Origin of the sequence: Brevibacterium sp. ZH18 (assembly GCF_022748595.1) — a bacterium.
Classification (GTDB): Bacteria; Actinomycetota; Actinomycetes; order Actinomycetales; family Brevibacteriaceae; genus Brevibacterium.
Genome location: NZ_JALDSX010000001.1, coordinates 1 through 14937 on the forward strand (window position 1 = coordinate 1; position 14937 = coordinate 14937).

12 protein-coding genes are annotated in these 14937 nt (G+C 64.6%); 5 read left to right on the plus strand and 7 right to left on the minus strand.

Annotation, left to right across the window (positions count from 1 at the left end; translation table 11 throughout):
* Positions 1–29 precede the first annotated feature (29 nt).
* From MPN20_RS00005 to MPN20_RS00025, 5 genes are read right to left on the minus strand one after another with little or no spacing between them, the layout of a single operon-like run.
* Positions 30–1310: an aminotransferase class I/II-fold pyridoxal phosphate-dependent enzyme gene (locus MPN20_RS00005; RefSeq protein ID WP_242777791.1), complete on the minus strand. Its 1281-nt coding sequence runs from the start codon at positions 1308–1310 to the stop codon at positions 30–32.
* Between the two features lie 46 nt (positions 1311–1356).
* Complete coding sequence (locus MPN20_RS00010) at positions 1357–2151, minus strand: inositol monophosphatase family protein (protein WP_242777794.1); 795 nt, start codon at positions 2149–2151, stop codon at positions 1357–1359.
* Positions 2152–2160: 9 nt separating this feature from the next.
* A complete protein-coding gene (gene rsgA / locus MPN20_RS00015) occupies positions 2161–3165 on the minus strand; it encodes a ribosome small subunit-dependent GTPase A (RefSeq protein ID WP_242777797.1) in 1005 nt (334 codons plus the stop codon).
* A 1-nt stretch (position 3166) separates the two neighbouring features.
* Entirely contained in the window at positions 3167–4486 is a 1320-nt protein-coding gene (aroA, locus tag MPN20_RS00020) for a 3-phosphoshikimate 1-carboxyvinyltransferase (protein WP_242777800.1), read from the minus strand.
* Entirely contained in the window at positions 4479–4976 is a 498-nt protein-coding gene (locus MPN20_RS00025) for a DoxX family membrane protein (protein ID WP_242777803.1), read from the minus strand. The genes aroA and MPN20_RS00025 overlap by 8 nt, the downstream gene beginning before the upstream one ends.
* Positions 4977–5171: 195 nt before the next feature.
* On the opposite strand from MPN20_RS00025, the gene MPN20_RS00030 reads away from it, so the two are divergent.
* Positions 5172–5780 (plus strand): sigma-70 family RNA polymerase sigma factor, encoded by a 609-nt coding sequence (locus tag MPN20_RS00030; RefSeq protein WP_242777806.1) that lies wholly within the window; start codon positions 5172–5174, stop codon positions 5778–5780.
* Positions 5777–6052, plus strand: a complete 276-nt coding sequence (gene rsrA / locus MPN20_RS00035) for a mycothiol system anti-sigma-R factor (protein WP_242777809.1) — start codon at positions 5777–5779, stop codon at positions 6050–6052. Before MPN20_RS00030 ends, rsrA begins: the two co-directional genes overlap by 4 nt.
* 225 nt (positions 6053–6277) lie before the next feature.
* On the opposite strand, the gene MPN20_RS00040 is transcribed toward rsrA, so the two are convergent.
* Both MPN20_RS00040 and MPN20_RS00045 read right to left on the minus strand, forming a co-directional pair.
* A complete protein-coding gene (locus MPN20_RS00040) occupies positions 6278–6892 on the minus strand; it encodes a GDSL-type esterase/lipase family protein (protein WP_242777812.1) in 615 nt (204 codons plus the stop codon).
* Entirely contained in the window at positions 6889–10602 is a 3714-nt protein-coding gene (locus MPN20_RS00045) for a multifunctional oxoglutarate decarboxylase/oxoglutarate dehydrogenase thiamine pyrophosphate-binding subunit/dihydrolipoyllysine-residue succinyltransferase subunit (protein ID WP_242777815.1), read from the minus strand. The genes MPN20_RS00040 and MPN20_RS00045 overlap by 4 nt, the downstream gene beginning before the upstream one ends.
* 101 nt (positions 10603–10703) lie before the next feature.
* On the opposite strand from MPN20_RS00045, the gene MPN20_RS00050 reads away from it, so the two are divergent.
* The 3 genes from MPN20_RS00050 (at position 10704) to MPN20_RS00060 (ending at position 14676) form a co-directional block, all read left to right on the plus strand.
* Positions 10704–12161, plus strand: coding sequence for a GuaB1 family IMP dehydrogenase-related protein (locus MPN20_RS00050; protein WP_242777818.1), 1458 nt, complete (start codon positions 10704–10706; stop codon positions 12159–12161).
* A gap of 131 nt (positions 12162–12292) precedes the next feature.
* Positions 12293–13621 (plus strand): hemolysin family protein, encoded by a 1329-nt coding sequence (locus MPN20_RS00055; protein WP_242777821.1) that lies wholly within the window; start codon positions 12293–12295, stop codon positions 13619–13621.
* Positions 13621–14676 carry a hemolysin family protein gene (locus tag MPN20_RS00060; RefSeq protein ID WP_242777824.1) on the plus strand — a complete coding sequence of 352 codons (1056 nt, stop codon included), beginning with the start codon at positions 13621–13623 and terminating at the stop codon, positions 14674–14676. Before MPN20_RS00055 ends, MPN20_RS00060 begins: the two co-directional genes overlap by 1 nt.
* Positions 14677–14937: the final 261 nt, after the last annotated feature.

The following is a 14937-nucleotide window of genomic DNA, read 5'->3' on the forward strand; positions in this document are numbered from 1 at the left end:
CCGCCCCTCCTGCGTTCCCTGCTGAGCCGTCAGCGCGCGACTGCAGCGCTGCGCAGCGCCTCGGGGTTCGTCCTCAGCTCAGCGGCGAGGACCCGGAACAGCTGAGCTCCACGGTCGACGTCGGCAGCGGATTTGCAGAACGAGTACCTGATCGATGTGCGGTATGCCTCATGTGCTGCAGAACCCGGACGGCACAGGGCCGGAACCGGGATGCCGACGAGCGAATACCTGTGCGCCAGCAGATCGTTGAGTTCGAATGCGTCGAGGTCGGTGAGCGCGGAGAAGTCCATGACCGTGAAATAACCGGCAGCCGGCGTCGACGCGATCGCACCGGGCACCGAACGGCAGGCAGGCACCAGCATCTCGGCGCGTTCGCGCAGCGATTTCCGGTTCTCATCCACGAAGCTCGGATCCTCGCTGAGCATCCGACCCAGACCCACCTGCATCGGCCCGCTCGCGGTGAAGGTGAGGAACTGCTTGACCGTCTGTATCGCTTCGCGGACCTCGGGCTCGGCGATCACCCAGCCGACCTTCCACCCGGTGGCATTCCACGACTTCCCGGCCGAGGAGACCGTGACGACGCGAGAGGGGTCGGCGATGGCCACGGCCGGCGGTACGTGGGTGCCGCCGTCGAGGACCAGCTGCTCGTAGACTTCGTCCGTGAGCACCCATGCGTCGACGGCGGCAGCGGCCTCGCCGATTCGCGCCAGATCCTCGGGCGAGAACATGAAGCCCGTCGGGTTGTGTGGCGTGTTGATGAGGATGATCGACGGGGGAGTGGCGGCACCGGTGACTGCCTCGTCGAAGCTCGTCCAATCGGGGGCGAACCCACCATCTGCGGTGGGCATGATCGGCACTGTTCTCAGCTCCCCTCCCGCAGCCGCGACGGCAGCCGGATAGGAGTCGTAGAAAGGCTCGAAGGTCAACAGGCTGCCACCGCGCGGCAGGAGAGCCAGAATCGCGGCAGTCAGGCCCTCTGTGGCCCCGCACGTGTAGAGCACCTGCTCGGGACGGACCTCCTGGCCGAAGTCGCGTCGGCGCTGCTTCGCAACGGCATCGAGCAGCGCCGGGAAGCCCTGCCCGGGGGCATATTGGTTGAAGCCCTCCCGCATGGCCTGGGCGGCCGCGTCGATGAGAGCAGCCGGAGGTTCGGTGCCCGGCGCTCCCTGCCCGAGGTTGACGGCTCCGATCTGCGCCGCGAGTTTGGTCATCTGTCCGTAGATGGTCTCGCCGATCGTTCCGTCAGCATTGACCAGGCCCGCCGCATCGGCCATCTGATGCCACAGATCCGCACGCATCACATCAGGCATGTCGAGCCCCTTCTCCGAGAAATTCCCTGTTCATCGTTGCCGTCTCTCAGGTGCCGAGATTCGGCGGCGCGACCCGCCCCAAACGGTCGAGCACCGAGTCGTGGAGCCGCGAATTCGTGGCGACCGCGTTTCCGCCGAAAGGTCCCGGAACTCCGGCTGTATTCGTGAACGAGCCCCCGGCTTCGAGGACGATAGGGGCAAGCGCGCCCATATCGTAGAGTTCGAGTTCCGGTTCGCAGGCGATGTCGACGGCTCCTTCGGCGACCAGCATGTACGAATAGAAGTCGCCGTAGCCTCGCGTACGCCACAGCGCATCGCACAGACCGATGAATTCCTCGCGGATGCCCAGGTCCTTCCAGCCGCCCAACGAGGCGTAGGACAGGGACGCATCACCGAGGTCGTCGACGTCGGAGACCCGCAGCTGAGTCGGTGCCCCGCCCAGCGCCGAGGCGAAGGCTCCGTGACCGATCTGCGCCCACCAGCGTCGGCCCAAAGCTGGCGCCGAGACCACACCGAGGATCGGCGTCTGCCCGTCGTAGAGGGAAATGAGCGTAGCCCAGATCGGGACTCCGCGGACGAAGTTCTTCGTGCCGTCGATAGGATCGACGATCCACCGCCTCGGCGAGGTGCCGTGCGATCCGAACTCCTCACCCAGGACGCTGTCCTCTGGGCGCGAAGCAGAGAGCCGATCCATGATGGCGGCTTCGACGGCACGGTCGCATTCGGTGACGGGGGTGAGGTCGGGCTTCGTCTCGACGGCGAAGTCCTGTGCGATGAAGTGCCGGTGACTGATGGAGTCCGCGAGGTCGGCGAGTTCGATCGCCAGATCGAGGTCGTTCATGCCTCCACCTTATCCAGTCTTGGGCAGCAGCCTGCGCAGGGATTCCAATCGTGAGACTCCACCCGGCCCGGCCTGGCCCTCAGCAACCCAGGCGTCGAGGCGGCACCCGGGGGCGCCGGCCTGATGCGTGCAGCCGCGGGGGCAGTCGGCGGTGGCCTCGACGAGCTCCGGGAACGCGGAGATGAGCGTCTCGCGGTCGACGTGTGCCAGTCCGAAGCTGCGCACGCCCGGGGTGTCGACGAGCCAGCCGCCGCCGTCGAGGGGCAGACAGATCGCCGAGGAAGAGGTGTGCCGTCCCCGGCCGGTGACGTCGTTGACGTGTCCGGTGGCCCGGTGGGCCCGGGGCACCAGTGCGTTCATCAGGGTCGACTTGCCGACCCCCGAGTGTCCGACGAGGACGCTGAGATGGCCCCGCAACCGGTCGAAGACAGGTGCATCGGTCAGTGTTCCGTCGGGCTGGAGCCCTGAGGAGATGATCTCGACACCGGTGGCCGAGAACCGTTCGACGATGTCGTCGGCGGGCCGCAGATCGGTCTTCGTGACGATGAGCAGGGGAGTGACGTCGGCGTCGAAGGCCGCTGTGAGTGCGCGGTCGATGAGCCCGAATGACGGTTCGGGGTCCTCAGTCGCGGTGACGATGCCCATCACGTCGACATTGGCGACGATGACCCGTTCGGTCGGGTCGGTGTCGTCTGCGCTGCGTCGCAGCAGAGTGCGACGCTCGGTGATCTCGACGAGTCGGGCCAAAGTGTCTTTCCCGCCCGAGGTGTCCCCGACGAGTTTGACGATGTCGCCGGGCACGACCGCATCCTTGCGCAGATGGGATGCCCGCACGGCGGTGATCGAGCCAGTGCCGGAACCGTCGGTCAGGGCTACGCGGTAGCGGCCGCGGTCAACGGCGGTGACGAGTCCGTCGACCGCGGCATCGTGGTTCGGGCGGTTCTTCGTTCGCGGGCGCGAGCCGCGCTTGTTGGGACGAGGCCGGTAGTCTTCGTCGCGGTAGACGCGGGTCATCTCAGGCTCCGGGACTCAGCATGGCTTCCCACAGCTGAGTGAATTCGGGCAGCGTCTTGGCCACGGTGTCGGCATTCTCAATGACCAGACCTTCGGTCCGCAGGGCGAGGATCGCACCGGCCATGACCATCCGATGGTCGTTGTACGTGTGCCACATGCCGGGTCCCGGACGTGAGCCCGTGATTGTGAGAGCCGTGGGATGCTCCTCGACCTCGACGCCGATGGCGCTGAGTTCGCGGTGCAGAGCAGCGAGGCGGTCGGTCTCATGGCCGCGGAGGTGGCCGATGCCATGCAGGTGCGATGTGCCTTCGGCCAGAGCTGCCAGAGCCGCGACGACGGGAGTGAGCTCGCCGATCGCAGACAGATCGAGGTCGACTGCGCGCAGTGCACGCGGTCCCTGGACGTGCAGACCGTCGCGGTCGAGTCTGACCTCGGCACCGAAGGCCTCGGCGATGGCGCGGAAGCCGTCACCTGCCTGGGTGGTGTGCACGGGCCAGTCGAGGACGGTGACGTCACCGCCGGTGGCCACCGCGGCAGCGGCGAACGCGGCCGCATTCGAGAGATCGGGTTCGACGAGGACGTCGAGACCGCGGGGCAGTCCCGGTTCGACGATCCAGTGCTCGGGTTCGGGCTCGGTGACGTCAACACCGGCATCTGCGAGGACTTCGAGCGTCATGTCGACGTGGGCACGACTGGGCACCGGCTCACCTTGGTTGACCAGTTCGATGCCCAACGGCATCACCGGTGCGGCCAGGAGCAGTCCCGAGACGAACTGGCTCGAAGCGCTGGCATCGATGGCGAGGTGACCCCCGCGCAGCGAGGAATCCGCGTGGATCGTCATCGGCAGCAAGCCCTCTGCCGAGGTGATGGAGGCACCGAGGCGAGTGAGCGCATCGATGGTGACCGACATCGGGCGCACGCGGGCCTGTTCGTCGCCATCGAGGATGACCTCGCGTCCGGTGGCGGCGGCCAGCGGGGGAACGAAGCGCATGACCGTGCCGGCGAGACCGCAGTCGATGACGACGGGTGCGGCGTTCGTCGCCGCGGAGAAGTCGATGGGTGTGATGAGGAGGTCGCCGTTGTCTGCTTCTTCGATGACGGTGCCGAGGGCACGCAGCGCATCGATCATCAGCAGAGTGTCGCGACTGCGCAGCCAACCGCGCAGCACCGAATCGGACTCAGCCAGTGCCGCGAGGATGAGGTATCGATTGGTCAGGGATTTGGATCCGGGAACACTGGCATGGGCAGTCACGCCGGAACCGGCGACCGGCGCAAGCCAGTCGCCGGTCACGGGGACAGCGGACGCGGGTGTATCAGTCAACGCCAAGTGCACTCAGTGCCTGTTTAGAGGTGTCCTCGACAGTGGTCCACAGATCTTCTGCGGCATGCTGCGTGCGCCACCACAGACCGGGCTTGCCGGCCGTGTCGACGCTGGCGAGCAGGGCGCCGCCGAGCATCGAGGTGCGGATCAGCGTGCGTTCGGTGCGATCGCGCTTCTCCTCCTTCGACGTCGCCTTGTCTCCGGCGATGCGTTCGCCGACGGTGTCGAGGAGGTAGGTGCCGACGAGGATCGTGGCGCTCAGTCGTGGGAAGCGACCGATGGCCAGCAGCGATCCGGCGGCGATCTGTGCCGCACCGGTGGCCCGAGCCAAGGTCGGAGCGTCGATGGGGATATCGACCTGCTTGCGAGCGAGGGTGAGCAGCGGGCCGATTGTGGCGGCAGCTGCTTCCGGTCGGCGCAGACGGTCGACGCCGTTGCTGATGTAGCCTGCGGCCAGCATGGGCCGTGCGAGGAATCTGATTGGAGACACTGTGGTCCTTCCTACGTGTCGGGCATCTCACTGGCAAGCATAACTGCTGTGCGGGAATAGTGGGGCACCGGTGAGGTGTTGGAATCAGTAATGCGCGTCGAGGGTGTGACCCTGCGACGCTGAGTCGATTGGCAGAAGGAGATGTCTGTGAACGCCACTGCCGTCCTGGAGAGAACGGGCGTACCATTGACTACGATGACCGAATCAGTCAAAGAAGTCCCCGAGACGAAGGCCGAGCGTTCGGCCCGTTTCGAGCGTGACGCTCTGGAGTACCTCAATCAGCTCTATGCGGCTGCTCTGCGGATGACCCGTAACCCAGCAGACGCCGAGGACCTTGTGCAAGAGGCCTATGCGAAGGCCTACGCCGCCTTCCACCAGTACACGCCCGGGACCAACCTCAAGGCGTGGCTCTACCGGATTCTGACGAACACCTTCATCAACAACTATCGGAAGAAGCAGCGCCAGCCGCAGCAGCACGGCAGCGAGGACATCGAAGACTGGCAGATAGCCCAGGCGGACAGCCACTCGTCCTCCGGCGGCCGTTCAGCCGAACTCGAGGCACTCGATCATCTGCCCGACTCGGACGTCAAGGACGCTTTGTCAGCGCTTCCCGAAGACTTCCGGATGGTGGTCTACTACGCCGATGTCGAAGGCCTTCCGTACAAGGAGATCGCCGAGATCATGGAGACGCCGATCGGCACCGTGATGTCGCGTCTGCACCGGGGGCGACGTCAGCTGCGCGACATGTTGGCCGACTATGCCGCCGACCGCGGCTTCTCCACAGCGAAGGGAGGCGCGAAGTGAACGGCGAAGACTGCTGCGAAAGCGTCCGCGCGGAATCTCTCACCCGCATCTACCACTACCTTGACGGGGAGCTGACGACGACGGAGATCCGTGAGATCTCGGTCCATCTCGACAACTGCCCATCGTGCCATGACGAATACGAGATCGAAGCCCTGCTCAAGGAGCTCGTGCGTCGGTCCTGCAGTCGCGAACAGGCCCCGATGGGTCTGCGCGAGAAGATCCGTCAGCGGATCGCCCGCGAACCAAACGTCGGACCTGCCACCGGGCTCTGAGAGCCGTATACAGACGAAGAAGAGGGCGGGAAGAGTTTTCACTCTTCCCGCCCTCTTCTCTCACACTGAGGGTCTCAGTGCATCAGCTGTTCGGACGATTGCCGTGGTTCGCATTACGGCGTTTGCGATCGCGACGTTTGCGGCCTCGCTTGCTCATAGCAGTCCTCCTTCAATAGACGGTTCATTCTTTCATGTTCACAGAGTCAGGGCAAAGTATCGCCGTGCTCAGCTGTCGCCCAGGACGTCCTGGACACCGAGCCACGGGAACCAACCCCGGTGGAGCACCAGCCAGGCGAGAAGACCGTAGCCCTCCTGCGCCGGCTGATGATCTCGTGACGACGCGATCTCCCGTTGCCACACCGGATGTCCGAGCAACGGGGTGAACGTATCGACGTAGGTGATCCCACGGCGTTTGGCGACATCCGAGAAGCTCGTGTTGAGCTCAGCGATCGCTCGGTTCCGATCCGAGTTGTACTCGGGCGGAGGGCCGATGACGAAAGCCGAGACCTTACGTGCCAACGCCTCATCGAGGACATTGGCGACGTCGAGTCGCGCCCTGGCAACCGACCGGCCGGTGTCGAGATCTCCAGACCCCAGAGCCAACACGAGTCGGTTGTCACCGTCCGAGGTGAAGCGCAGCGACGCCTCGGCGATGGTGCGGGCATGCAGCCCGGCGGAATCCTCGTGGGGGACCGCCAGGGGGAAAACCCGGAGCTCGGGAAGACTCGGCAGCGTTCTGGCAGTGACGCGGCCAACCCATCCGAGCCCACGCCCGTCGCCGTGACCGGCGACGAGCGGGCCACCGATCACTGCGACGGTCGTCGGGGATTCGGAGCTCACCGGCGGAAGACCTGATCGACGACCTTCTGCTGCTGCAGTTCGTGGATGTGCTTGAGTCCGGTCGCGGTCGCGGCCGAAGCCGGACGTGAGACGACCGTGAGCTCGCGGTCCCCGAGCAGCTGCGGAAGGTTGAGAGCCATGAACGGCCATGCGCCCTGGTTCTCCGGCTCTTCCTGGGCCCAGACGAGCTGAGCACCGGCCGGGTAGCGATCGAGCACCGCGGTGATGGACTCCTCATCGAGCGGGTAGAGCTGCTCGACGCGGATGAGTGCGGTCTTCGTATCGCCGGTCTTCTCCCGCTCGGCCTCCAGCTGCCAGTAGAGCTTGCCGGAGACGAGCACGATGCGTTCGACCTGAGCCGGGTCGACAGTGGAATCGTCGATGACGGGCTCGAACGTGCCGTTGGTGAAGTCCTCCGGGGCGTTCGCAGCGGCCTTGAGACGCAGCATCGACTTCGGAGTGAAGACGATGAGCGGACGCTTGTTCGTCGTCATCGCGTGACGGCGCAGGAGGTGGAAGTACGAGGCGCCGTTCGATGGGAGCGCGACGGTCATGTTCGACTCGGCACACAGCTGCAGGTAACGCTCGATGCGCGCCGACGAGTGGTCGGGTCCCTGTCCCTCGTAGCCGTGGGGCAGGAGCATGACGACGCCCGAGTTCTGCTGCCATTTCTGCTCAGATGAGGAGATGAACTCGTCGATGACGGACTGGGCACCCTGCGCGAAGTCGCCGAACTGGGCTTCCCATGCGACCAGGGCATCCGTGCGTTCGACCGAATAGCCGTACTCGAAGCCGACGGCGGCGTATTCGCTGAGCAGGGAGTCGTAGACCCAGAAGCGGGCCTGCTCCTCGCTGAGGTTCTGCAGCGGAGTCCACTCATTGCCGTTGACGGAGTCGATGAGGACCGAGTGGCGCTGGACGAAGGTACCGCGGCGGGAATCCTGGCCGGCGAGGCGGACCGGGATGCCATCCATGAGCAGCGAGCCGAAGGCCAGAAGCTCGGCGAAGCCCCAGTCGATGCCACCGGAACGGACCATCTCCTTGCGCTTCTCGAGCAGAGCCCGCAGCTTCTTGTGGACCGTGAAGCCCTCAGGCACCTCGGCGAAGGCATCGCCGATGCGCTGGAGGGTGTCCGCGCTGATCGCGGTCTCCGTGTCGTTGTACGCCTCGATATCGCTGGGCACGTGAGGCGAATTGAACGCATCGCCGTCGTACGGTCCGGTCTCCGCGGCCTTGGTCTCGGCGAATGCCGACTCGAGCTTGGACTGGTAGTCCTTGAGCGCTTCGGCTGCCTCGTCGTCGGTGATGCACTTCCTGCCCACGAGGGACTCGGTGTAGAGCTTGCGCACCGAACCCTTCTTCTCGATGAGGGAGTACATGGTCGGCTGGGTCATCGACGGATCGTCACCCTCGTTGTGGCCGCGGCGGCGGTAGCACACGAGATCGATGATCACGTCGCGGTTGAACTCCTGGCGGTATTCGAAGGCCAGGCGAGCGGCCCGGACGACAGCCTCGGGGTCATCGCCGTTGACGTGGAAGATCGGCGCGTTGATCGACTTCGCGACGTCCGTGCAGTAGAAGGACGAGCGTGCCGATGCCGGCGGAGTGGTGAAGCCAACCTGGTTGTTGATGATGACGTGGATCGTACCGCCGGTGCGATAGCCGCGCAGTTCTGAGAGGTTGAGGGTCTCGGTGACGACACCCTGACCAGCGAATGCGGCGTCGCCGTGGACGAGCACGGGCAGGACAGTGAAGCCGGATTCGCCCTGATCGATGAGATCCTGCTTCGCGCGGACGATGCCCTCGAGGACAGGGTTGACGGTCTCGAGGTGGCTCGGGTTCGCAGCGACGTAGACGTCGGTGGTATTGCCTGCTGGTGAGGTGAACGACCCCTCGGTGCCCAGGTGGTACTTGACGTCGCCAGAGCCCTGCACGCTGTCAGGAGACATGGTGCCGTCGAACTCGCGGAACATCTGTGCGTAGGACTTGCCGGCGATGTTCGTCAGCACGTTGAGTCGACCGCGGTGGGCCATGCCGATGGCGACCTGCTCGAGGCCCGAGTCAGCCGACTGGTTGAGGACCTCGTCGAGGAGGACGATCGCGGATTCTCCGCCTTCGAGGCTGAAGCGCTTCTGTCCGATGTACTTCGTCTGCAGGAAGGTCTCGAAGGCCTCCGCAGCGTTGAGACGACCGAGGATATGACCCTGCTCGGAGCGGGTCAGCTCCTGATGGGGAACCTCGATCTTCGACTGGAACCAGCGGCGCTGCAGCGGATCGGCGATGTGCATGTACTCGAAGCCGATCGTGCGGCAGTAGCTCTCGCGCAGCAGTCCGAGGATGCTGCGGAAGGGCATCATCGGCTTGGCGCCGAAGCCGCCGGTGGGGAACTCGCGCTCGAGGTCCCACAGGGTCAGTCCGTGCTGGTTGATGTCGAGATCCGGGTGCGAACGCTGGCGGTAGACCAGCGGATCGATGTTCGCCATCAGGTGACCGCGTGAGCGGTAGGCGTCGATGAGCTCGATGACGCGGGCGGTCTTGTTGACGTCGTCCTGGTCCTCGGCCGAGACGTCGGGAACCCAGCGCACGGGTTCGTAGGGCAGACGCAGCGATTCGAAGACGTCATCGTAGAAGCCGTCTTCGCCCAGCAGGTAGCTGTGGACGAGCTTGAGGAATTCGCCGGAGCCCGCACCCTGGATCACACGGTGATCGTAGGTCGAGGTCAGGGTCAGGACCTTGGACACGGCCAGTTTGTTGATCGTCTGCTGGCTCGCACCCTGGAACTCCGCCGGGTAGTCGAGAGCGCCGACACCGATGATGCAGCCCTGGCCCTTGGTCAGGCGGGGCACGGAGTGGACTGTGCCGATGCCGCCGGGGTTCGTCAGCGAGACCGTGGTGCCTGCGAAGTCATCGGCGGTGAGCTTGCCCTTGCGCGCCTTGTCGACGAGACCGTCGTAGGCATCGACGAACTGACGGAAGGTCAGCGTTTCGGCCTTTTTGACGTTGGGCACCAACAGTGTGCGGGAGCCGTCCTTCTTCGGTACGTCGATGGCGAGACCGAAGTTGATGTGGGCGGGGGAGACGGAGACGGGCTTGCCGTCGCGGACATCATAGGAGACGTTCTGCGACGGGAAGTTCTGCAGAGCGCGGATGACGGCGAATCCGATGAGGTGGGTGAAGGAGACCTTCCCGCCGCGGGTCCGCTTGAGGTGCGAATTGATGACGATGCGGTTGTCGATGAGCGCCTTGGCAGGCAGTGCCCGCACCGAGGTGGCGGTGGGGACCTCGATCGAGTCGTCCATGTTCTTCGCGATGAGCTTCGCAGGGCCGCGCAGGGGGGTCACGGTCTCCTCGGGCGCCGGCTTGGGCTCGGTTTCCTTGGCGACGACCTTGGGCACGGACTTCGTCTCGGCCTTCAAGGTCTCAGTCTGTGCCGACGACGGCGAGACGCCGCGGGGGCTCTCATCGACCGTGGATTCGGCTGACTTCTCCGCGGGTTTCTTGGCAGGTTTCGCAGCTGCCTTCGCGGGCGGCTTGGAGGCAGCAGGTTTCGCAGCACCCCCTCCGCCGTTCTTCTCGTACTTGTCGAAGAAGGGCCACCATGACTGGTCGACCGAGTTCTTATCGGACTTGTACTGTTCATACAATTCCTCGACCAACCACTCATTCGACCCGAAATCGTCGACGGTGCGGTTCGGAGTATTGACGGACACGGCGTTGATCGCCTACTTCCTGATTCAAGAATTGCTGCTTAACGACATGACCAGCCTAACGCGATGTGCCCGTGTATGTCCGCATAGGGGACAATAGTGTTATGCGTTTCATCTCAAATGGCCCCAATACGGATCTGACGTACTCCGACGTCTTCCTCGTCCCCAACTCCTCGTCGCTGACATCGCGCTTCGACGTCGACCTGACGACGATCGATCCCTCAGGCTCCACGACGCCGATCGTAGCCGCCAATATGACGGCCGTGTCCGGGCGTCGGATGGCCGAAACAATGGCGCGCCGAGGCGGTCTGGCAGTCCTGCCCCAAGACATTCCCCTGACTGCGGCGAAGGACACCATCGCGTGGGTCAAGAGCCGCGACCGGGTCTTCGAGTCCGCCCTGCGGTTCTCCCCGGACGATACGGTGCTCAGCGCCCTGCACGTCCTGGCCAAGCGCTCTCACGGGTTCGGCGTCGTCGTCGACGAGTCCGGAAAGCTCGAGGGGATCATCGATTCGGCCAACCTGTCCGACGTCGACCGCTTCACCTCGGTGTCCGAGCTGCTCGAGTCCTCCTCGCACGTGATCACCGACTCGGAGTTCGACTGGTCGGACCCTGCCGCACTCGAAGCCCTGTTCGAGACGATGAACGAGTCGCGGACTCCGTTCGCCGCCGTCGTCGATGCCACCGGCACGGTGCTCGGCTCACTGACCCCGAAATCGCTGCTGCGATCCTCGATCTACAGCCCCAACCTCGACGCCCAGGGTCGGCTGAAGATCGCCGTGGCCGTCGGCGTCAACGGCAATGCCGCCGAGCGTGCCCGGGCACTCGTCGAGGCCGGCGCAGACGTCCTCGTCGTCGACACCGCGCACGGACATCAGGTGAAGATGCTCGATGCCCTGAGTTCGATCGCCTCCGCCGACCTCGGCGTTCCGATCGTCGCCGGCAACGTCGTCACCGCCGACGGGGTCCGTGACCTCGTCTCGGCCGGCGCTCAGATCGTCAAGGTTGGAGTCGGTCCGGGGGCCATGTGCACGACCCGGATGATGACGGCCGTTGGGCGTCCGCAGTTCTCCGCAGTCCGCGAATGCGCCGAGGCGGCCCGTGAGCTGGGTGCCCATGTGTGGGCCGACGGGGGAGTCCGCTACCCCCGCGACGTCGCCCTGGCACTGGCTGCCGGCGCATCGCAGGTGATGATCGGATCCTGGTTCGCCGGCACGCACGAATCCCCGGGCGACCTCCTCGTCGACGGAGATGGCCGCAAGTACAAGGAGAGCTTCGGAATGGCCTCGGCCCGCGCGGTGGCGAACCGGACACGCACCGAGTCCGCCTTCTCGCGTGCTCGGAAGGGACTGTTTGAAGAGGGCATCTCCTCGTCGACGATGTACATCGACCCGGAGTCTCCCGGCGTCGAGGACCTGCTCGACGGAATCACCTCCGGAGTGCGCAGCTCCTTCACCTACGCGGGGGCCAGGAACCTCGCGGAGTTCGCCGACCTGGCGACAGTCGGCGTGCAGAGCGCAGCCGGCTACGAAGAAGGCCGCCCCCTGGCCGGAAGTTGGTAAACTCTCCTCATGCACAGTGACAGTCCCGGCCGGCGGGAAGCCGGCGCCTCAGACGACGACCCCCACCCCGCGGCGGTCTGTCGACACACATCCCCTGATCCTCGGACGTCGGACGGCAGGGATCGTCACTGATGGAATGGCTTTACCTTGCCTTAGCCCTCGTCCTCATTTGCGGCACCGGAATCTTCGTCGCCGCAGAGTTCTCCCTTCTCACCCTCGATCGCTTCACCGCGGACAAAGCTGTCGAAGACGGCGTGTTCGGTGCGAAGACCCTGCGCCATTCGATGACCCATCTGTCCACGCAGCTCTCCGCTGCTCAGGTGGGCATCACGATCACGACGCTGCTCACCGGTTATCTGATGGAGCCCTCGCTCGGCAAGATCCTCGCTTCGGTGTTCGAGGCCTGGGGTGCCAGCCCTGGACTGTCGGCTCCGATCGCCCTGGTCATCGCCCTCATCGTCTCCACGATCCTGTCGATGATCTTCGGCGAACTGGTGCCCAAGAATCTGGCGATCGCGGCACCACTGGCGGCTGGGCGGATCGCGGCTCCCTTCCAGTACGGCTTCTCCGTCGTCTTCAAACCGGTCATCGCGGTGCTCAACGGCACCGCCAACAAGATCCTTCTCTCCGTGGGCATCGAGCCGCAGGAGGAGGGGTCGGTGGGGCGCTCTCCCGAAGAGCTCACCTCACTGGTCAGACACTCCGCTGAAGAGGGGATGCTCGATGAGCAGACAGCGGATCTGCTCGAGCGCACGCTCAGCTTCTCCGAGCGCAGCGCCGAGGACGTCATGACACCGCGGACCCGGATGTCCTCGGTGGTCAAGGACACAACTGCCCGGCAGATCATCGAACAGGCCCGTGAGACCGGATACTCCCGCTTCCCGGTGGCCGGCGAGGACAAGGACCACATCGTGGGAGTCGTCCACGTCAAGCAGGCCTTCGCCGTGCCGCTGTCGAACCGCGACGATGCCTACGCAGGCGGGCTGATGACCGACGTGACCGAGATCCCCGAAACTCTGCGACTCGATCCGCTGCTCATGGAGCTGCGCGCTCAGGGGCTGCAGATGGCCGTCGTCGTCGACGAATTCGGTGGCACCGCCGGCGTGGTGACACTCGAAGACGTCGTCGAAGAACTGGTCGGTGAAGTCGCCGATGAACACGATCGGATGCGTGTGGCAGCACGGCCCGCCCGCGACGGTACGTGGATCGTTCCCGGTCAGCTGCGCCCCGACGAAGTCTTGTCGACGATCGGCCTCGAGATCCCCGAGGACTCCGACTACGAGACCTTGGCCGGCTATGTCCTCAAGGAGCTGGGGCGGATCCCGGAACCCGGGGACCAGGTGCGCACCGACGACGCTCTCATCCGGGTCGAGCGGATGCATGGACGACGGATCGAACGGCTTCGGATCCTGCTGCGCGCAACCGATGCCGCAGGCTACGAACTGGGAGGTGAGCTCTGATGGGCGCTGATTGGATGGGCCTCATCTGGCTCGTGGTCCTCCTGCTGGGCAACTCCTTCTTCGTCGCCGCGGAATTCGCTGTGGTGGCGGCCAAACGCTCCCAGATCGAACCGCGGGCCCAAGAGGGCTCCGCGGCTGCGAAGACTGCTCTCTACGCGATGGAGCACGTGTCTCTGATGCTGGCGATCTGCCAGCTCGGCATCACGGTCTGCTCGCTGCTGCTCGGCAACGTTGCGGAACCGGCCATCCACCACCTCCTGTCCGGGCCGCTCGAAGGATTGGGCATCCCTGCCGGACTGTCATCGACGATCTCCTTCATCCTGGCTCTCGGCGTCGTCACGTATCTGCACGTGGTGATCGGAGAGATGGTGCCCAAGAACATGGCGTTGGCCTCATCAGGCACCGCTGTGATGCTGTTGGCACGGCCGCTGGTGTTCCTGGCCAAAGTGTTCGGCTTCGTCATTCGACCGCTGAACAGTCTGGCGAACTCGATCTTGCGTCTGTTCAAGATCGAACCCCGTGACGAGGTCAACGAGGCCTTCACGATCGAACAGGTCGAATCCATCGTCGCCGAGTCCAAACGTGAGGGACTGCTCACCGATGACACCGGTCTGCTCAAGGGTGCCCTCGAGTTCAGCGACAAGACGGCCGCTGACATCATGGTCCCGATGCTCGAGATAGTCACGATATCCGGGCGGGTGAGCCCGGATGAGCTGGTCACGCTCGTCGGCAAGACCGGGTTCTCCCGTTACTTCGTCATCGATGCGGAGGGATACCCGGAGAACTATCTCCACATCAAGGACGTCCTCTACGCCGACAGCGACCTCGAATACGATTCGCCCGTGCCGGGTAAGCGATTCCGACCTCTCTTCACCGTGAAGTTCGACGATGAGGTGGAGGAAGCCCTGGCGCAGATGCAGAAAGCGGGCATCCACGTGGCGCGGGTCGTCGCTGCCAATGGTCAGGTTCTGGGCCTCCTGTTCCTCGAGGACGTCCTCGAGGAACTGGTCGGCGAGGTCCAGGACGCCATGCAGCGGGGACGCTTCGCTCACTGAGCGTGAGATCGCGCACGGAGCGAGCTGGGAGTGTGACCCGGCTCGCTCCGGAGCACGGTTTTCTGTAACGAAATGTAACGAATCGGACCTTTTCGATAGGTCCAATTGTGTATTCGTGACCTGTTGAGACACGGATCTGCGGCATATATCGAGGTCACGCGCCGATAATGAACAAGAAGTGACTTTTTGTAACGAGGTCGTTATAGTGTTGTGACATAAGGATTTCACTCGCCCGGGATGTTGGCGGCCGAAATCAGGACC